Origin of the sequence: Ensifer sp. M14 (assembly GCF_003355565.1) — a bacterium.
Lineage (GTDB): Bacteria > Pseudomonadota > Alphaproteobacteria > Rhizobiales > Rhizobiaceae > Ensifer.
Map to the genome: position 1 here is coordinate 2,869,948 of NZ_QJNR01000004.1, position 17,105 is coordinate 2,887,052.

Annotated in this window: 19 protein-coding genes and 1 riboswitch; of the genes, 13 read left to right on the forward strand and 6 right to left on the reverse strand. The window is 61.4% G+C overall.

Going from position 1 to position 17,105, the window contains the following annotated elements:
- Positions 1 to 47 precede the first annotated feature (47 nt).
- The 9 genes from sufB to BLJAPNOD_RS13840 all read left to right on the forward strand — a co-directional run bounded on the left by sufB (position 48) and on the right by BLJAPNOD_RS13840 (position 7,897).
- Entirely contained in the window at positions 48 to 1,517 is a 1,470-nt protein-coding gene (gene sufB / locus BLJAPNOD_RS13800; RefSeq protein ID WP_077503592.1) for a Fe-S cluster assembly protein SufB, read from the forward strand.
- Between the two features lie 77 nt (positions 1,518 to 1,594).
- Positions 1,595 to 2,350, forward strand: a complete 756-nt coding sequence (sufC, locus tag BLJAPNOD_RS13805) for a Fe-S cluster assembly ATPase SufC (RefSeq protein ID WP_112804995.1) — start codon at positions 1,595 to 1,597, stop codon at positions 2,348 to 2,350.
- 22 nt (positions 2,351 to 2,372) lie between these two features.
- Entirely contained in the window at positions 2,373 to 3,650 is a 1,278-nt protein-coding gene (gene sufD / locus BLJAPNOD_RS13810) for a Fe-S cluster assembly protein SufD (protein WP_115420215.1), read from the forward strand.
- A 27-nt stretch (positions 3,651 to 3,677) separates the two neighbouring features.
- A complete protein-coding gene (locus BLJAPNOD_RS13815) occupies positions 3,678 to 4,919 on the forward strand; it encodes a cysteine desulfurase (RefSeq protein ID WP_115421288.1) in 1,242 nt (413 codons plus the stop codon).
- 71 nt (positions 4,920 to 4,990) lie between these two features.
- Positions 4,991 to 5,371: an SUF system Fe-S cluster assembly protein gene (locus BLJAPNOD_RS13820; protein WP_115420216.1), complete on the forward strand. Its 381-nt coding sequence runs from the start codon at positions 4,991 to 4,993 to the stop codon at positions 5,369 to 5,371.
- Between the two features lie 97 nt (positions 5,372 to 5,468).
- Positions 5,469 to 5,861: a Fe-S cluster assembly scaffold SufA gene (gene sufA / locus BLJAPNOD_RS13825; protein WP_077503588.1), complete on the forward strand. Its 393-nt coding sequence runs from the start codon at positions 5,469 to 5,471 to the stop codon at positions 5,859 to 5,861.
- Between the two features lie 92 nt (positions 5,862 to 5,953).
- A complete protein-coding gene (locus tag BLJAPNOD_RS13830; RefSeq protein ID WP_115420217.1) occupies positions 5,954 to 6,652 on the forward strand; it encodes a PAS domain S-box protein in 699 nt (232 codons plus the stop codon).
- Between the two features lie 2 nt (positions 6,653 to 6,654).
- The gene (locus BLJAPNOD_RS13835; RefSeq protein ID WP_115420218.1) at positions 6,655 to 7,458 is read left to right on the forward strand and encodes an ATP-binding protein; all 804 of its coding nucleotides are present in this window, start codon (positions 6,655 to 6,657) and stop codon (positions 7,456 to 7,458) included.
- A 10-nt stretch (positions 7,459 to 7,468) separates the two neighbouring features.
- Positions 7,469 to 7,897 carry a response regulator gene (locus BLJAPNOD_RS13840; protein WP_115420219.1) on the forward strand — a complete coding sequence of 143 codons (429 nt, stop codon included), beginning with the start codon at positions 7,469 to 7,471 and terminating at the stop codon, positions 7,895 to 7,897.
- Positions 7,898 to 7,944: 47 nt separating this feature from the next.
- Here the strand turns inward: BLJAPNOD_RS13840 and gcvP are convergent, their stop codons facing one another.
- Genes gcvP through gcvT form a run of 3 tightly spaced genes read right to left on the reverse strand, consistent with a single transcriptional unit; the run spans position 7,945 to position 12,327 of the window.
- Positions 7,945 to 10,809, reverse strand: coding sequence for an aminomethyl-transferring glycine dehydrogenase (gene gcvP / locus BLJAPNOD_RS13845; protein WP_115420220.1), 2,865 nt, complete (start codon positions 10,807 to 10,809; stop codon positions 7,945 to 7,947).
- Positions 10,809 to 11,171 (reverse strand): glycine cleavage system protein GcvH, encoded by a 363-nt coding sequence (gene gcvH / locus BLJAPNOD_RS13850; protein ID WP_025427112.1) that lies wholly within the window; start codon positions 11,169 to 11,171, stop codon positions 10,809 to 10,811. The genes gcvP and gcvH overlap by 1 nt, the downstream gene beginning before the upstream one ends.
- 16 nt (positions 11,172 to 11,187) lie before the next feature.
- Positions 11,188 to 12,327, reverse strand: a complete 1,140-nt coding sequence (gcvT, locus tag BLJAPNOD_RS13855) for a glycine cleavage system aminomethyltransferase GcvT (RefSeq protein ID WP_115420221.1) — start codon at positions 12,325 to 12,327, stop codon at positions 11,188 to 11,190.
- Positions 12,328 to 12,472: 145 nt separating this feature from the next.
- Positions 12,473 to 12,560, reverse strand: a riboswitch (glycine riboswitch).
- A 161-nt stretch (positions 12,561 to 12,721) separates the two neighbouring features.
- Here gcvT and BLJAPNOD_RS13860 point away from each other — a divergent pair.
- Both BLJAPNOD_RS13860 and BLJAPNOD_RS13865 read left to right on the forward strand, forming a co-directional pair.
- On the forward strand, positions 12,722 to 13,111 hold the full coding sequence (locus tag BLJAPNOD_RS13860) for a hypothetical protein (protein ID WP_115420222.1): 390 nt from the start codon (positions 12,722 to 12,724) through the stop codon (positions 13,109 to 13,111).
- 94 nt (positions 13,112 to 13,205) lie between these two features.
- The gene (locus BLJAPNOD_RS13865) at positions 13,206 to 14,183 is read left to right on the forward strand and encodes a DUF1775 domain-containing protein (RefSeq protein WP_115420223.1); all 978 of its coding nucleotides are present in this window, start codon (positions 13,206 to 13,208) and stop codon (positions 14,181 to 14,183) included.
- Positions 14,184 to 14,214: 31 nt separating this feature from the next.
- Here BLJAPNOD_RS13865 and BLJAPNOD_RS13870 read toward each other — a convergent pair whose 3' ends face one another.
- Positions 14,215 to 14,574, reverse strand: coding sequence for a hypothetical protein (locus tag BLJAPNOD_RS13870; protein WP_115420224.1), 360 nt, complete (start codon positions 14,572 to 14,574; stop codon positions 14,215 to 14,217).
- A 290-nt stretch (positions 14,575 to 14,864) separates the two neighbouring features.
- On the opposite strand from BLJAPNOD_RS13870, the gene BLJAPNOD_RS13875 reads away from it, so the two are divergent.
- A complete protein-coding gene (locus BLJAPNOD_RS13875) occupies positions 14,865 to 15,332 on the forward strand; it encodes a nuclear transport factor 2 family protein (protein WP_115420225.1) in 468 nt (155 codons plus the stop codon).
- Here the strand turns inward: BLJAPNOD_RS13875 and BLJAPNOD_RS13880 are convergent.
- Both BLJAPNOD_RS13880 and BLJAPNOD_RS13885 read right to left on the reverse strand, forming a co-directional pair.
- Entirely contained in the window at positions 15,296 to 15,610 is a 315-nt protein-coding gene (locus BLJAPNOD_RS13880; protein WP_115420226.1) for a chaperone modulator CbpM, read from the reverse strand. The genes BLJAPNOD_RS13875 and BLJAPNOD_RS13880 overlap by 37 nt on opposite strands.
- Entirely contained in the window at positions 15,607 to 16,527 is a 921-nt protein-coding gene (locus tag BLJAPNOD_RS13885) for a J domain-containing protein (protein ID WP_115420227.1), read from the reverse strand. Before BLJAPNOD_RS13885 ends, BLJAPNOD_RS13880 begins: the two co-directional genes overlap by 4 nt.
- Before the next feature lie 252 nt (positions 16,528 to 16,779).
- Between BLJAPNOD_RS13885 and BLJAPNOD_RS13890 the strand changes: the two genes are divergently transcribed.
- The gene (locus BLJAPNOD_RS13890) at positions 16,780 to 17,022 is read left to right on the forward strand and encodes a hypothetical protein (protein WP_077503577.1); all 243 of its coding nucleotides are present in this window, start codon (positions 16,780 to 16,782) and stop codon (positions 17,020 to 17,022) included.
- The last annotated feature ends 83 nt before the right edge of the window (positions 17,023 to 17,105 follow it).

The following is a 17,105-nucleotide window of genomic DNA, read 5'->3' on the forward strand; positions in this document are numbered from 1 at the left end:
TGTTGACAAGCTACCGGACCTTGGATCCGGAAAGATTGGAGAACGACATGCCTGCCGTGCAGGAGACCATTGATCAGGTCCGTCAGATCGACGTGGACCAGTACAAATACGGATTCGAAACCACCATCGAAGTCGAGAAGGCGCCGAAGGGCCTTTCCGAAGACATCATCCGTTTCATCTCCGCCAAGAAGAGCGAACCGGAATGGATGCTCGAATGGCGCCTTGATGCCTATCGCCGGTGGCTGACGATGGAAGAGCCCACCTGGGCGCGCGTCAACTATCCGAAGATCGACTTCAACGACATCTATTACTACGCCGCGCCGAAGGGCACGACGGGTCCGAAGTCGCTCGACGAAGTCGATCCCGAACTTCTGAAGGTCTATGAGAAGCTCGGCATTCCCTTGAAAGAACAGGAAATGCTGGCCGGAGTGCAGAAGTCGAAGATTGCCGTCGATGCCGTCTTCGACAGCGTATCCGTCGTCACGACCTTCAAGGAAGAGCTGAAGAAGGCCGGCGTGATTTTCATGTCGATTTCCGAAGCGATCCGGGAGCATCCCGATCTGGTGAAGAAGTATCTCGGCTCCGTCGTGCCGCCGACCGACAACTACTACGCGACGCTGAACTGCGCCGTCTTCACGGATGGCTCGTTCGTCTACGTGCCGAAGGGCGTTCGTTGCCCGATGGAACTGTCGACCTATTTCCGCATCAACGAGAAGAACACCGGTCAGTTCGAACGCACGCTGATCATCGCCGAAGACGGCGCCTACGTATCCTATCTCGAAGGCTGCACGGCGCCGCAGCGCGACGAAAACCAGCTGCACGCGGCTGTCGTCGAACTGGTCGCCCTCGATGAGGCCGAGATCAAGTATTCGACGGTCCAGAACTGGTATCCGGGCGACAAGCACGGCAAGGGCGGCATCTACAACTTCGTCACCAAGCGTGGCGATTGCCGCGGCAAGAACTCCAAGATCTCATGGACCCAGGTGGAAACCGGTTCGGCGATCACCTGGAAGTATCCGTCCTGCATCCTGCGCGGCGACGGTTCGCGCGGCGAGTTCTACTCGATCGCCGTCTCGAACGGCCATCAGCAGATCGACAGCGGCACCAAGATGATCCATCTCGGCAAGAACACGTCGAGCCGCATCGTCTCCAAGGGCATCGCTGCCGGCGTTTCGGAAAACACCTATCGCGGCCAGGTCTCGGCCCACCGCAAGGCCGAAAACGCCCGCAACTTCACCCAGTGCGATTCGCTTCTGATCGGCGACAAGTGCGGCGCGCACACCGTGCCCTACATTGAGGCAAAGAACTCGACGGCGCAGTTCGAGCACGAAGCCACAACCTCAAAGATCTCCGAGGACCAGCTGTTCTACTGCCTGCAGCGCGGCATCCCGACGGAAGCGGCGATCGCGCTGATCGTCAACGGCTTCGTCAAGGAAGTCATCCAGGAGCTGCCGATGGAATTTGCCGTCGAAGCGCAGAAGCTGATCGGCATCTCGCTCGAAGGCTCGGTCGGCTAAGGCTCCGAACCCGTAATTGAATGGCGCGCATCGCATTGCGCGCAAACAGACGTTCGTTTCCCAAGAGGACGATAGAAATGCTTGAAATCAAGAACCTGCACGCCCGCATCGCCGAAGACGGTACCGAAATCATCCGTGGCCTGAACCTGACCGTAAAGGCCGGCGAAGTCGCTGCCATCATGGGCCCGAACGGCTCCGGCAAGTCGACGCTCTCCTACATTCTGTCGGGCCGCGAAGACTATGAAGTGACCGAGGGCGAGATCCTTTACAACGGCGAGAACATCCTTGAGCTGGAGGCGTCCGAGCGCGCCGCCAAGGGCATCTTCCTCGCCTTCCAGTACCCGGTCGAAATCCCCGGTGTTGCCACCATGCAGTTCCTCAAGGTGGCGATGAACGAACAACGCAAGTATCGCGGCGAAGACGAACTGACGACGCCGGAATTCATGCGCCGCGTCAAGGAAGCCGCAGCCGAGCTGAAGATCGCTCCGGAAATGCTGCGCCGCCCGCTCAACGTCGGCTTCTCCGGCGGCGAGAAGAAGCGCGCCGAGATCCTGCAGATGGCACTGCTCGAACCGAAGCTTTGCGTGCTCGACGAAACCGACTCCGGCCTCGACATCGATGCGCTGAAGATCGTTGCCGACGGCGTCAACGCGCTGCGTTCGCCAGACCGCGCTGTGATCGTCATCACCCATTACCAGCGCCTGCTCGACTACATCGTTCCGGACACGGTCCACGTTCTCTACAAGGGCCAGGTCATCAAGTCGGGCGACAAGACGCTTGCACACGAACTCGAAGCCAACGGCTACGCTGACATCATCGAAGCTGCAGCCTAGGGCCTGATGAAGGAGTGTTCGAATGAATATGCAACAGGCAATCAAGATGACGGCAGCCGAAACGGCGCTCGTCGATGCCTATACCGCGCAGATCGGCGATCTGCCCGGTGACGGCTCGGTGCTGTCGGTGCGTGACACCTTGGTGCACGAACTGAAGACGGCGGGTCTGCCGACGCGCCGCGTCGAGTCCTGGCACTATACAGACCTGCGCACGCTGCTGCGGGCGGTGCCTGCCGCCGATCCGGCGGCATTTGCCGACCGCGTCGAGGCACTCGTCGCCGGTGCGACCGTGCTTGCCGTGCGCAACGGCAATGCCGACCTCAAGAGCCATGCGCCAGAGGGCGTGACGATCCGGTCCTACACCGACAGCCTGCTCGACGGTTCGGCCGCTGCCGGCCTTGCCGTGCTCGGCTCGGACGACGCCATCGGCCGTATCAATGGCGGCCTCGTGCGCGGCGGCCTTGAGCTTTCGGTCGCCGACGGTACAGAGCTGGAAGATCCGCTGGAAATCCAGCTGGTGCAGAGCCTCGGACAGGCACACACGCGCTTCCCGGTCTCCTTCGGTGCCAACACCAAGGCGACCGTGATCGAGCGACACCTGTCGACCAATTCCGCCGAGAGCCTCGTTTCGTCGGTGAGCGATGTTACGGTTGGCGAAGGCGCCGATATCACCTGGATCATCCTGCAGCAGCAGGGTGCGGCCGATACCCATCTCGGCCAGATCCGCTTCGATCTCGCCAAGGATGCCAAGCTGCATCTGTTCCTCATCAATGCCGGTGGCAAGCTGGTGCGCCAGGAAATCCACGGCAAGACGAGCGGCGAGGGTGCCGATTTCAAGCTGCGCGGCATCAACCTGCTCGGCGGCGAAAGCCACACGGACGTGACCTTCACGCTCGGCCATAATGTACCGCACACGACGTCGACGGAGATCATCCGCAACGTCGTTTTCGACCGCGCCAAGGGCGTGTTCCAGGGCAAGATCCTGGTCGCCAAGGACGCACAGAAGACCGACGCGAAGATGGCGTGCAACACGCTCTTGCTTTCTGACGATGCCGATCTCTCGGCAAAGCCGGAGCTCGAGATCTTCGCTGACGACGTGCAGTGCGGCCACGGCGCCACCGTTGCCGATATCGACCACACGCAGCTCTTCTACCTCATGGCGCGCGGTATCCCGGAAAACAAGGCGCGGGCGATGCTCGTCAATGCCTTCGTCGCCGAGATCGTCGAAGAACTCGACGACGAACCGCTGGTCGAAGCGCTGGAAAGCGTGATCTCGGCCTGGCTCGAAAAGCACGCCTGATCGGCGCGTCTGATTGGATTGAATGACATGGAACACACTGTGCCGGTGCCCGCCTACGATGTCGAAGCGATCCGCAGGGATTTTCCGATCCTGTCGCGAACCGTCTATGGCAAACCGCTTGTCTATCTCGACAACGGCGCATCGGCGCAGAAGCCGCAGGTCGTTATCGACGCGGTGAGCCATGCTTACTCCAATGAATATGCCAACGTGCATCGCGGTCTGCATTTCCTTTCCAATGCAGCCACCGAAGCCTACGAAGCGTCGCGCGAGAAAGTGCGCCGCTTCCTGAATGCGCCATCGGCCGACAACATCATCTTCACGAAGTCCTCCACCGAGGCGATCAACACGGTCGCCTATGGCTACGGCATGCCGAAGCTGGGTGAGGGCGACGAGATCGTGCTGTCGATCATGGAGCATCACTCCAACATTGTGCCGTGGCATTTCATCCGGGAACGCCAGGGCGCCAAGCTGGTCTGGGCGCCGATCGACGATGAAGGCGCGTTCCACATCGAAGATTTCGTCAAGTGCCTGACGGAGCGCACCAAGCTCATCGCCATCACCCACATGTCGAACGCTCTCGGCACGGTCGTTCCCGTCAAGGAGATCTGCCGCATCGCCCGCGAGCGCGGCATTCCGGTGCTGGTCGATGGCAGCCAGGGCGCCGTCCACATGCCTGTCGACGTGCAGGACATCGACTGCGACTGGTACGTGATGACCGGTCACAAGCTCTACGGTCCCTCGGGTATCGGCGTGCTTTACGGCAAGATGGATCGGCTGAAGGAAATGCGCCCGTTCATGGGTGGCGGCGAAATGATCGAGGAAGTGACCGAAGATCGCGTCACCTACAACGATCCGCCGCATCGTTTCGAAGCCGGAACGCCGCCGATCGTCCAGGCAATCGGGCTTGGTTATGCGCTCGACTACATGGAAAAGATCGGCCGGGCAGCGATCACCAGGCACGAAGCCGACCTGACCGCCTATGCCAACGAGCGCCTCTCCAGGATCAATTCGCTGAAGGTGTTCGGCAATGCGCCGGGCAAGGGCAGCATCTTTTCCTTCGAGATCGCAGGTGTTCACGCCCATGATATCTCGACGGTAATCGACCGCGCCGGTGTTGCCGTGCGTGCCGGCACCCATTGTGCGCAGCCGCTCTTGAAACGCTTCGGCGTCACCTCCACATGCCGCGCATCCTTCGGCCTCTACAATACGCGCGCCGAAGTGGACGCACTGGCAGACGCGCTGGAGCATGCCCGCAAGTTCTTCGCCTGACCGAGTTTGAAAAATGGTTCAGATTTTTTAAGCAAGCATCTGAACTGAAAGAGAAAGTCTAGGAGGCCGACATGAGCCTGGATGCAACGCAAGACAAGATCGACGTGCGCGAGGGCATCGTGCATTCGGCCATCCCGGCCGAAGAACTGGCACGCCTGAGCGACGATATCATCAGCGCGCTGAAGACCGTCTACGACCCGGAAATCCCTGCCGACATCTTCGAGCTCGGCCTGATCTACAAGATCGACATCGAAGACGACCGCATGGTCAAGATCGACATGACGCTGACCGCACCCGGCTGCCCGGTTGCCGGCGAGATGCCAGGCTGGGTCGAAAACGCCATTGGCGCCGTCGAGGGCGTGTCGGGCGTCGAGGTCGCGATGACCTTCGATCCGCCGTGGACGCCCGACCGGATGTCGGAAGAAGCCCAGGTCGCTATCGGCTGGTACTGACCGCAAGGCGCCATATTGATCCGTTAAGCTGCGGACACTACATTTGATTCTGGAAGGCGCCGGGCCTTAACCCCGGTGGCGACAAGGAGAAGAGCCGATGGGCTTTGCCGTGATGAGCTTGACCGATGCGGCCGCAGGGCGCGTCAAGTCGATCGTTGAAAATGCCGGTGGCGATGCCCTGGGCATTCGGGTCGGCATCAAGAAGGGCGGTTGCGCCGGCATGGAATATGCCGTTGACCTCGTTACCGAGCCCAATGCGAAAGACGATCTGATCGAGCATGCAGGCGCAAAGGTCTGGGTCGCACCGGAGGCAGTGCTCTACCTGCTCGGCACGCAGATGGATTTCGAGGTGACGACGCTTCGCTCGGGCTTCACCTTCAACAACCCCAACCAGACGTCTGCCTGTGGCTGTGGCGAATCGGTTGAGCTGAAACCTGCCGATCTGGCAGCGCTTGCGGAGCGTGGCGACGCCGTCGTACGCGCGAGCTGATACGCCCTTTACGCTTCAAGAGATGTCAGGCCCGGGTTTTCGCCGGGCCTTTTTTCTGCTGATATGCGGCCGGGTGACGGGGGGAGATCGGCGTGACGGCGTTCGACGAGGAGCTTGTCTTCAAGGCGCTCTATGAGACCTTTCCGGATCCGGTGATCATACTTGATGCGGCGCGCATTATTCGCTCGGCCAACCCGGCGGCGCTGGCGCAATTCGGTTATGCAGCGGATGCGTTCATCGGCCAACCGGCGCGCCTGATCTATGCCGACGACAGCGAATATGCGAGACGCCTGCACAATCGCGCGGCGAACGTGGATGAAAGGATCGCGCGCACCTCGACATATAGCTATGTCAGGCGCGATGGATCGACATTCTCGGGTCATTTGCGCACCACGCCGCTCGTCGATGCCAGTGGGCGGGAACTCGCCCTGATCGGCATCATTCGTGATGTCTCCGACCTCGCCAAGGCCGTGTTGGAGCGGCAGCGGGCGTCGGACATGCTTGACGCAGCACTCGACGTCATGCCCGAAGGGTTCGCGATCTTCGATGCCGAGGAAAGGCTGCTGGTCTACAATCGCGCCTATGTAACGATCTGCGGGCCTGCCGGCCCTTTGCTTCGCCCTGGCATGACCGCTGAAGAGATCCTTCTGCTCGCGCAGAGAGCAGGTCACTATCCCGAAGCCTTGCCCGGCAACCCGGACTGGCCTGCCTGGGTGGCGCACCGCCTGCAGGACTTTCGCCAGCCGGATAACCGGGCGAAGATCTACCGCTATGCGACGACCGATGGCTGAGGGTGGAGAACATCCGAACCAAGGACGGAAACACCGTCGTCCTGCGCGTCGACGTGACCGAACTGAAACGCGCCGAACTGGCGCTTGAGCGCCAGCGCCAGGAACTCGAGCACAAGAACGAGGCCCTGGACCAGTTCACGGCAACCGTGTCTCACGATCTGAAAGCGCCTCTGCGGCACATCTCGATGTTCTCCGAGATGATCGAGGACGAGCTGGCCGCCGGCAACTCGCATGAAGTTTCAGCCAGCGCCCGCCACCTGCGCGACAGCGCCAAGCGGATGAACCGCGTGATCGACAGCCTGCTCGATTATTCGCAGATCGCCTATCAGATCAGCACATGGTCGGATGTCGACCTCAGCGATATCGTCGCCGACACGCTCAGTGTGCTGGACGGCCACGCCCGTGAGGCGAATGTCAGATTCGAGATCGGCTCGCTGCCGAGGGTGCAAGGCGATCCGGAATTGTTGCGCCGGCTCGTTCAGAATCTGATCGGCAATGCCATCAAGTATCGCCACCCGGACCGCGGACCGGTCGTGCGCATCAACGGTCGCATTGCCGATCAGCAGATCGAGCTTGTGGTTGAGGACAACGGCATCGGTATCGACCCGCGTTTTGCAACGCGGATCTTCGAAGTCTTCCAGCGTCTGCATCACGACGAAAGCACCTATGGCGGCACGGGAATCGGTCTGGCGCTCGCCAAGCGGATCGTCGAAAGCCACAACGGCTCGATCCATCTTGACACGGGCTTTGCCGAAGGCGCACGATTTATCGTGACGCTTCCCAAGCGCATGCGGAAGACCAAATAAGGCAAAGAGATTGGCCAAGTCACCGAAGCGACTGCTTGTGGTGGAAGACAACGTGCACGACGCGCGGTTCGTTACGCGCGCGCTTTCGCAGACCGACGATACGCTCGACATTGTCCACGTCACTCACGCCGACGAAGCAGTGGCGCGCCTCGCGCGCGAACACTTCGATTACGTGCTTCTGGATATCAAGATGCCCGGCGTCGACGGCATGGAGTTGCTGGAGCGCATTCGCAGCAATGAAGGCACATCCGTGGTGCCGGTCATCGTGCTGACGTCATCCACCAATCCGAGCGACGTTCTCAGGTCCTACAAGGCCGGTGCAAACGCCTATGCAGCCAAACCGTCATCGCTCGCGGGCTACCGGCAGTTTGCCGAGGCCTTCGTCCGATTCTGGATAGAGAATACTCTGCCGCCGCGCGGCGTCGTGCTTCACCAGTAGAATGGAGATCGGCGCGCGCCATCTGGCGCGCCCCGCTTGTCATCGGTTTATTCGGCTGCTTCCGCGTAGCTTTCCAGCGGTGGGCAGGTGCAGACGAGGTTGCGGTCACCGAAGACGTTGTCGACGCGGTTGACCGGCGACCAGTACTTGTCAACTCGGAAGGCGCCCGGCGGGTAGCAGGCCTGCTCGCGCGAATAGGGACGATCCCAATCGCCGACCAGGTCTTCGACCGTGTGCGGAGCATTCTTCAGCGGGTTGTTGACCTTGTCCATCCGACCTTCTTCGATGGCGCGGGCTTCCTCGCGGATCGCCAGCATCGCATCGCAGAAACGGTCGATCTCGGCCTTGGTTTCCGATTCGGTCGGCTCGATCATCAGCGTGCCGGCAACCGGCCAGCTCATGGTCGGAGCGTGGAAACCGCAGTCGATCAGGCGCTTGGCAACGTCGTCGACAGTGACGCCGGCGCTTTCGACCAGCGGACGGGTGTCGATAATGCACTCGTGCGCGACACGGCCCTTGGACGACTTGTAGAGCACCTCATAGGCGCCCTTCAGCCGGGCAGCGATATAGTTGGCGTTGAGGATCGCCACCTTCGTCGCCTGCGTCAGGCCTTCGCCGCCCATCATCAGGCAGTAGCTCCAGGAGATCGGCAGGATCGAGGCCGAACCGAAGGGAGCCGCCGAAACCGCGCCGTCATTGCCGTCCGTTTCCGGGTGGCCGGGCAGGTAGGGCGCCAGATGGGCCTTGACGCCGATCGGGCCCATGCCGGGACCGCCGCCGCCATGCGGAATGCAGAAGGTCTTGTGCAGGTTCAGGTGGCTGACGTCGGAGCCGATGTCGCCGGGACGGGCAAGGCCGACCATGGCGTTCATGTTGGCACCGTCGAGATAGACCTGGCCACCGTGCTTGTGCACGATCTCGCAGACCTCGCGCACATTCTCTTCGAACACGCCGTGCGTCGAGGGATAGGTGATCATGCAGCACGAGAGGTTTTCGGCGTACTGCTCGGCTTTCGCACGGAAATCGTCCATGTCGATGTCGCCGTTGTCGCTCACCTTGATGACGACGACCTTCATGCCGGCCATCTGGGCGGAGGCCGGATTGGTGCCGTGCGCCGAGGTCGGGATCAGGCAGACGTCGCGATGATCGTTGCCCTGTGCCAGGTGGTAGGCGCGGATCGTCAGGAGACCAGCGTATTCGCCTTGAGCACCGGAGTTCGGCTGCATGGAGATCGCGTCATAGCCGGTGACGGCGCAGAGCTTTTCCGACAGATCCTCGATCATGTGCTGGTAGCCGGCCGCCTGATCCTTCGGAACGAAGGGATGGATTTCGGCGAATTCCGGCCAGGTGATCGGAAGCATCTCGGCCGTGGCGTTGAGCTTCATCGTGCAGGAGCCGAGCGGGATCATCGCACGGTCGAGCGCAAGGTCGCGGTCCGAAAGACGGCGGATATACCGTGTCATTTCGCTTTCGGCGCGGTTCATGTGGAAGATCGGATGCGTCAGGTACTCGCTGGTGCGCAGCAGCGGCTGCGGCAGGCGGTAGCCGGGCTCGAACTCTTCGACCTTGAAGTCGCCGCCGAAGGCGCGCCAGACGGCTTCGAGCGTGACGGGGCGCGAGCGCTCGTCGAGGCTGATGCCTATCTTGGTTTCGCCGATCTTGCGCAGGTTCACTTCCTCGGCGACCGCAGTCTTGAGGATGATGCCCTGCAGTTTGCCGACATCGACGGTGATCGTATCGAAGAACACGTCCGGCTCGACGGTGTAACCGAGCTTTTCAAGGCCCATGGCCAGGCGAACGGTCTTCTGGTGAACGCTCTGGGCGATCGCCTTGATGCCCTTCGGTCCATGGAAGACGGCGTACATCGAGGCCATGACGGCGAGCAGCACCTGCGCGGTGCAGATGTTCGACGTCGCCTTTTCGCGGCGGATGTGCTGTTCGCGGGTCTGCAGCGACAGACGATAGGCGCGGTTGCCGCGCGCATCGACCGAGACGCCGACGAGGCGGCCGGGCATCGAGCGCTTGTGCGCGTCCTTGACGGCCATGTAGGCAGCGTGCGGGCCGCCATAACCGACTGGAACGCCAAAACGCTGGGTGCAGCCAATAGCGATATCGGCGCCCATTTCGCCCGGCGACTTCAGGAGGGCCAGCGCCAGCGGATCGGCGGCGACCGTCGCAATTGCGCCGGTCTGGTGCAGGCGAGCGATCAGGCCGGTGAAGTCATGCACGTGGCCGTAGGTGCCCGGGTACTGGAAGATGGCGCCAAAGACATCGACCGGATCGAGATCGGTGAAGGGGTTGCCGATGATGATCTGCCAGCCGAGCGGCTCGGCCCGGGTCTTCAGAAGCGCGATCGTCTGCGGATGGCAGCTCTCGTCGACGAAGAAGGCCTTCGCCTTGGACTTCGACACACGTTCGGCCATCGCCATCGCTTCGGCGGCAGCCGTCGCTTCGTCGAGCAGCGAGGCGTTGGCGACGTCGAGACCGGTCAGGTCGCAGACCATGGTCTGGTAGTTGAGCAGCGCTTCCAGGCGGCCCTGGCTGATTTCGGGCTGGTAGGGCGTATAGGCCGTGTACCAGGCCGGATTTTCCAGGATGTTGCGCTGGATGACCGGCGGCGTGATCGTGCCGTAGTAGCCCTGGCCGATCAGCGACACGAGCTTCTGGTTGCGGTTGGCCGTTTCGCGCATCTTGTCGAGCGCTTCGCGCTCGGTCATCGGCGCGCCCCAGGAAAGCGGCGTCTTCTGGCGGATCGACGGCGGCACGGTGTCATCGATGAGCGCGTCAAGCGACGGATAACCGACGACCTTCAGCATCTCATCCATTTCCGCCGGCGACGGGCCGATATGACGCCGGTTGGCGAAGTCATACGGCTTGTAGTCGGTAAAGGTGAAGTCCTTGGGCATGCTCATCAGGCGACGAGCTCCTTGTAGGCCGCTTCGTCGAGAAGGGCGTCGGCTGCGTTCGGATCGGCGAGTTTCAGCTTGAAGAACCAGGCAGCGCCCTGCGGATCGCTGTTGACCAGCGACGGGTCGTCGACAATCGCCTGGTTGACTTCGACGATTTCGCCATCAAGTGGACAATAGACGTCGGATGCGGCCTTGACGGATTCGACGGTTGCAGCGGTATCGCCCTTGGCGAAGGTGGAGCCGGTTTCCGGCAGTTCCACAAAGACCAGGTCGCCGAGCTGACCGGCTGCGTGTTCGGTGATCCCAACCGTTGCGACACCTGCTTCGACCTTCAGCCACTCGTGTTCGTCGGTGAACTTCAACATTTGCGCTCTCTCCTGATCAGCGTTTGTAGGTTTGTTTGACAAAGGGCAGGGCGGCGACGGCGACCGGCAGATATTTGCCGCGCACCTCCGCATAGACGGTCGTGCCGTTGTCGGTATGGGTGGCGTCGACATAACCCATGGCAATGGGGCCATCGACGGTGGGGCCGAAGCCACCTGAGGTCACCTTGCCGACGAGGGTCTTGCCCTCGGTGTCGGCAAACAGATTGGCACCACCGCGCACGGGCGCGCGGCCTTCGGGCTTCAGGCCGACGCGGCGGCGTGACGCGCCTTCTGCGAACTGACCAAGAATGCGATCGGCACCGGGAAAGCCGCCCTCGCGTGCGCCGCCGGCGCGCCGCGCCTTCTGCATTGCCCATTCGATCGCGCCCTCGACCGGCGTGGTCGTGGTGTCGATATCGTTGCCATAGAGACAAAGCCCTGCTTCGAGACGCAGCGAATCACGCGCGCCAAGGCCAATCGGCTTGACGTCAGGGTGTTCCAGCAGCCGCTGGGTCACATCGGCGGCCGATACCGAGGGAATCGAAATCTCAAAACCGTCTTCGCCGGTGTAGCCGGAACGAGAGATGATGCAGGTCACGTCATGCAGGTCGGCTTCGGCGACATCCATGAAGCGCATGGCCGAGACGTCGGCCCACAATTCACCGAGGACGGCCTCTGCGTGGGGACCCTGCAGCGCAATCAGCGCCCGGTCGTCGAGCATCGTCACTTCGCAGCTGTCGGAGAGACCTTTCTTCAGATGCTCGAAATCGGCATCCTTGCAGGCGGCGTTGACGACAAGGAAGAGGTGGTCGCCGCGGTTGGCGATCATCAGGTCGTCAAGGATGCCGCCTTCGGCATTGGTGAAGATCGCATAGCGCTGACGGCCCTCGCCAAGGCCGAGCACGTCGACCGGCACCAGCTTTTCCAGCGCAAGCGCCGAGTCCTCGATCTTGCCGGACTTCGGCCGAACGATGACCTGGCCCATGTGCGAGACGTCGAAAAGGCCTGCCGCGGTGCGCGTATGCAGGTGCTCCTTCATCACGCCATCAGGATATTGGACCGGCATCTCGTAGCCGGCAAAGGGCACCATGCGGGCACCCAGCGAAAGATGCAGCGCGCGCAACGGCGTATGTTTCAAATGGGAAATGTCTTCCAACTCCGGCCTCCAGGTCTGGCGCGCACGCGCGCCGGCTCACACTTCCGGCGTCAGACGCCGTCAAATTCGAGCCCCCTCTGTCCCTTTGCCTGAGATTGTTATCCCTTCGGCGAGCGTTAAAAACGCTTCTCTCCAGAGTCCTACCGGCACCTTGCTGGTCCTTTGGCCTGAGAGTTTCCGGGGCGGTTGCTCCTTCGGCACCGGAGTGAACCGGTTTCTCCCAACAAGATCGCCTCCAAATAACGGCGAACCCGTGAACTTGGCAAGGGGGCGGTGTCGCGGTCAAACACATTTTTGTCGCAGCGATTTTCCGTCGCGACAAAAGGGTGCGTCAATTCTGCCTTTGCATTCTCCTCCGCTTGAGGATAACTCAGGATCGATACCGGGGACGACAATGACTAGGTGTAAGGGACATTTGCCGATAGCTGTGCGCATCGTCGCCGCTTTCGCGCTTGTTTTCCTGTCCTTCGCCCATAAGCCGGCGATGGCGAAAAGCCTCCCGCCCGCTGAGATCGCAGCTTACCAGCTCCCCGATGGAACCATCGCCGACATCTGCTTCGGCATGGATGGCATCGACCACGATAGCGGCAAGTCGCAATCCATGGCGCCGGTCTGCGAAGCCTGCCGGCTCGCGGGCACGGCTATGCTGCCGACGCCGCCGCAGCAAAGCGAACGCGCCGAGACCGGCAACTGGCTTGCCGATTCGAATCATGCGCACGACAACGTCGCCATCAAGCAGGTCCGTCTCCTGCCGCCGCCGCGCGGACCTCCTCACCAGTCGTAACGCTTCCAAACTCATTCAATTCAATGCGCCGCATTGGCGGCATCGACCACGTCAGGACCGGGCTCCCACCGGCCCGTGGTCAGGAGATTACGACATGAACACGACAAGACTGACTGCGCTCACCCTCGGCCTAGCGCTTACGACCGCCGGCATCGCACACGCTCATGCGACGTTTGAGAACGACAGCGCCCAACCTGAAAAGAGCTTCAAGGCGGTGTTGCAGGTCCCGCATGGCTGCGACGGCAAGGCAACGACCGAAGTGCAGATGAAGCTGCCCGAAGGCTTCGTCTTCGCCAAGCCACAGCCGAAGCCCGGCTGGGAGGTGGAGATCATCAAGGGCGACTACCAGAAGACCTATGACAATCACGGTGACAAGGTCTCGTCCGGCGCGGTCGAGATCCGCTGGAAAGGCGGCAATCTGCCCGACGAGTTCTATGACACCTTCGTCGTCAAGGGTAAGATCTCGGGCTTTGACAAGGAGACCGTGCTTGCCTTCCCGACCGTGCAACTGTGCGGCACGGACGGCAAAGTGGTTTGGGACCAGGTTGCGGCCGAGGGGCAGAGTGCACACGACCTGAAAAGCCCAGCGCCCACAGTGACGGTGAAGCTGGCCGCCGCCAGCGACGAGCACGCTGGACACATGGCTGCCGACGGCCCGGTCAAGCTCGGCGATCTCGAGATTTCCGGCGGTTCGACCAAGGCGATGCTGCCGGGCGCCAAGGTGGGCGGCGGCTTCCTGAAGATCATGAACGGCGGCGGTGCCGACGATCGCCTCGTGGCTGTCGAGAGCCCGGTCGCGGGCCGCGTCGAGATCCATGAAATGGCGATGGAAAACGACGTGATGAAGATGCGCAAGCTCGATGACGGCGTTGCCCTCCCGGCCGGAGAAACAGTCGAACTCAAGGCAGGTGGTCTGCACCTGATGTTCATGCAGGTGTCGAAGCCGTTTGCCGAGGGCGAAACGGTGCCGGTTACGCTCGTGTTCGAGAAGGCGGGCAAGGTCGATTTCACCCTTGCCGTGGGAACGGCTGGCGGCGGCGCGGCGGCAACTGGCGGCCACTCGCACCACTGAGAAAACCGACGAGACGAACGGCTGCTCTGCCTTAGGCAGCAGCGCCGCTCTCATCTTCCTGGCCGGCGGGATCTTCCTGCCGGCTTTTGTTTTCGCGGTCGTCGGACATGTCTTCGTCGTCGCGCATGTATTCGAGATAACGGCGCAGTGTTTCCGCTTCTGACTGCTGGGGAAGGCGGCCGTCGGCACTCATCAGCATCAATGACAGCGGCAGCGCACCCTTCATCTTGGGAACGGAAACAGGCGTGATCGCCGGCTCGCTGGAGCGGCGGGTCGAAAGCAGCGTGATCGCCTCATCGGCCGGGCCGTCACCGGACACGCGCGCCTTCGGCTTGACGGCCTCTGCCGCATAGGCCGCTGTGGTCGCGGATACCGTAACGACCTGTACCACCTTCTTCCCCTTACTTCCTTGTTATCAATCCCTTTCATTTTGCGCTGTTTCGCTTGAATCCAGGTGAAAACTGGCAGTCGCCTTTAAGTCAAATCCTAACAATTGCCTCGCGGGACAAAGGCTGCCCGATCTTTTTCCGAGTGCCGATCCGGCCCGAGCATTGTGCCGTCGCCTCACACCTCCACAAGTTCACACGGAGCAAGGGTTGCGCCGCAGCCCACGCGTATACTTGCAGTCATCCTGAAATACGCGCACACTTTGCCCAAACACCGCCGAGGGGGAGGCATGCAATGGCTGATAGAAACGCACTCGAGCAAACGGTGCACTCGCTATATGAAGCCCGCAAAGTCGGCGATCTGGAGGGGATGTTAGCCTACGTGCACCCCAGCTTCAGCTTCCGCATGGTCGGAAACGGCCGACTTGGTCCAATGACGCAGAAGCTATGCGATCGGGAATCTGTCCGCTCGGCGTTCCGCAGCCTCTTCGATGAATGGGATCTCAGCCAGATGGAAACGGCACAGCTCAATGTCGATGGCAACACGGTCTACGTCCATCGAGTCGGATCCGTCCGCTTCGTTCCCACCGGCGCCCAGTTCGATACGGAAATCCTTGACCGGCTCACCTTCCTGGATGGGCAATTGGCCGACTTGACCGAGTTCGTCGACACCTTGCTCGTCGCCGAAACCGTTGGTCTTGTGCCGATGCCGGCGATCGCCGTCGATTATTCGTCGTCCACGCGAGACAGTATCAACCTCTGAACGTCTGGATCCTGGCTGCGGATCGCCGTCATCAAGGCACTCAAGCGGCCGCGAAGGCCGTGAATCTGGTCGAGCAGCTGCATTGCGACGTCGATACCGTCGTCGTTGACGCCCATGGGGCCGGTCAGGTCCTTGATCAGGCGGGCTCGGGCGAGATCATCGTCTTCGAAGACCCAGCCATTTTCGGCCCGGCGCGGCACAAGCCAACGCTGTTCGACCCAGACTTCGAGTACCGTAACCTCGATTTCGAGGTGTTCGCAAAACTCGCTATCGTTCATGCGTTGCCTCCCAGGTTCCTGCGCGGATCCTCCGCCTTGCCGGCTGCCCAGCCTTCAACGAAGGCGGCGAGTGACGGATCGGCATGCGGCGCAAGCGTGATCTTCAGCGTCACATAGGCATCGCCATGGCCGCCACCCGGCTTACGCATGCCCTTGCCCTTCAGCCGCAAGACCTTCCCGGTGTTGGAGTGCGGCGGGATGGTGACATTGACAGCCCCATCCATGGTTGGAACGCGGATCTTGCCGCCAAGCACCGCTTCGCTGAGCGAAATCGGGATGTCGTAGCGCACATCCTCGCCATCCACCTGGAACAGCGGATGCGGCCGCACACGGATGTCGATCAGTGCGTCGCCGGCGGCTGCGCCGTTGTGGCCAGGCTCGCCCTTGCCACGCAGACGCAGCGTCTGTCCATCGCGCGTGCCCGGCGGGATCGTCAGATCAAGGGCCGGCCCGCCACCGGGCAGACTGATCTGTTTCTTGGCGCCATTGACCGCCTCGAGCAGATCGATCTCCATGGAAAAATGTGAATCCTGCCCGCGCATGGATTGCTGACCCCGACCACGACGAGAAAAGAAGCTTGAGAAGATATCGTCCTTGTCGCCGAAATCCTGAAATCCGTGGGCGCTTTCATAACGCCCGGCGGTGCCGCCGGCGCCGGCATAGTCACGGTAGAAGTTGCGCGGCGCCGTCTCCGCGCCGGTCTCGTCGATTTCGCCGCGATCGAACTTGCCGCGCTTCTCCTCGTCGCTCAAAAGCGCATAGGCAGCCGATACCGCCTTGAATCGCTCCTCCGCTCCCTTATCTCCAGGATTGAGATCGGGATGAAGTTTCTTGGCGAGCTTGCGGTAGGCGCTCTGAATGTCTTTCTGCGTGGCGTCCCGGCTGACACCAAGGGTTTCGTACGGACTGCTCGGCATGCGGACTCCTTCAGACTGAAGCGATCGGCAGTGGATTAGGGTGAGGCAATACAGCTCACACCGCAATGCATTTGGGTGATCGTTCGCTTGAGGACAAGCATAGGGCAGCCGAGCCGAAACGACAGGCAGAAAACGAATGGCGGCCGGTTTTTGCCCTCATTTCGCGAGTGACCCGTTTCTGTTACAATCCAGACTTCGGAACCATCCGAAAAAGGCAGCGTTCCCATCAAGTGGTTTTTAGGGGAGGCCGACATGTCCGTACGCCTGCAGCTTGCCATCATGGTTGGGTTGATGATCAATGCGGTGCTGTTCGGCATCGGCGCGGTGATTGTCCTCTCCATCCCGGCGCTGGCCGACAACGCCAAGTATGCTCTTCCTGTCGTGGTCGTCACGTGTTTCATCCTCACGCCCTTCATCGCCTGGCTGATGGCGCCACGCCTCAGGCTGCGCTACTGGCGAGAGCGGGAGCAATCGGGCAAACATCTGTCGACGTGAGATTTTGTCCAGGGTCTCTCCGGGGGCTGGCTTAACTCCAACGCCAGAGGCAGCGTATCGTTTTGTATTGCGCGTCCTTGAGC

Coding starts and splice junctions, on each gene's coding strand:
- sufB (WP_077503592.1), top strand. CDS start 48: ATGCCTGCCGTGCAGGAGACCATTGATCAGGTCCGTCAGATCGACGTG.
- sufC (WP_112804995.1), top strand. CDS start 1,595: ATGCTTGAAATCAAGAACCTGCACGCCCGCATCGCCGAAGACGGTACC.
- sufD (WP_115420215.1), top strand. CDS start 2,373: ATGAATATGCAACAGGCAATCAAGATGACGGCAGCCGAAACGGCGCTC.
- BLJAPNOD_RS13815 (WP_115421288.1), top strand. CDS start 3,678: ATGGAACACACTGTGCCGGTGCCCGCCTACGATGTCGAAGCGATCCGC.
- BLJAPNOD_RS13820 (WP_115420216.1), top strand. CDS start 4,991: ATGAGCCTGGATGCAACGCAAGACAAGATCGACGTGCGCGAGGGCATC.
- sufA (WP_077503588.1), top strand. CDS start 5,469: ATGGGCTTTGCCGTGATGAGCTTGACCGATGCGGCCGCAGGGCGCGTC.
- gcvP (WP_115420220.1), bottom strand. CDS start 10,809: ATGAGCATGCCCAAGGACTTCACCTTTACCGACTACAAGCCGTATGAC.
- gcvH (WP_025427112.1), bottom strand. CDS start 11,171: ATGTTGAAGTTCACCGACGAACACGAGTGGCTGAAGGTCGAAGCAGGT.
- BLJAPNOD_RS13860 (WP_115420222.1), top strand. CDS start 12,722: ATGACTAGGTGTAAGGGACATTTGCCGATAGCTGTGCGCATCGTCGCC.
- BLJAPNOD_RS13865 (WP_115420223.1), top strand. CDS start 13,206: ATGAACACGACAAGACTGACTGCGCTCACCCTCGGCCTAGCGCTTACG.
- BLJAPNOD_RS13875 (WP_115420225.1), top strand. CDS start 14,865: ATGGCTGATAGAAACGCACTCGAGCAAACGGTGCACTCGCTATATGAA.
- BLJAPNOD_RS13880 (WP_115420226.1), bottom strand. CDS start 15,610: ATGAACGATAGCGAGTTTTGCGAACACCTCGAAATCGAGGTTACGGTA.
- BLJAPNOD_RS13885 (WP_115420227.1), bottom strand. CDS start 16,527: ATGCCGAGCAGTCCGTACGAAACCCTTGGTGTCAGCCGGGACGCCACG.
- BLJAPNOD_RS13890 (WP_077503577.1), top strand. CDS start 16,780: ATGTCCGTACGCCTGCAGCTTGCCATCATGGTTGGGTTGATGATCAAT.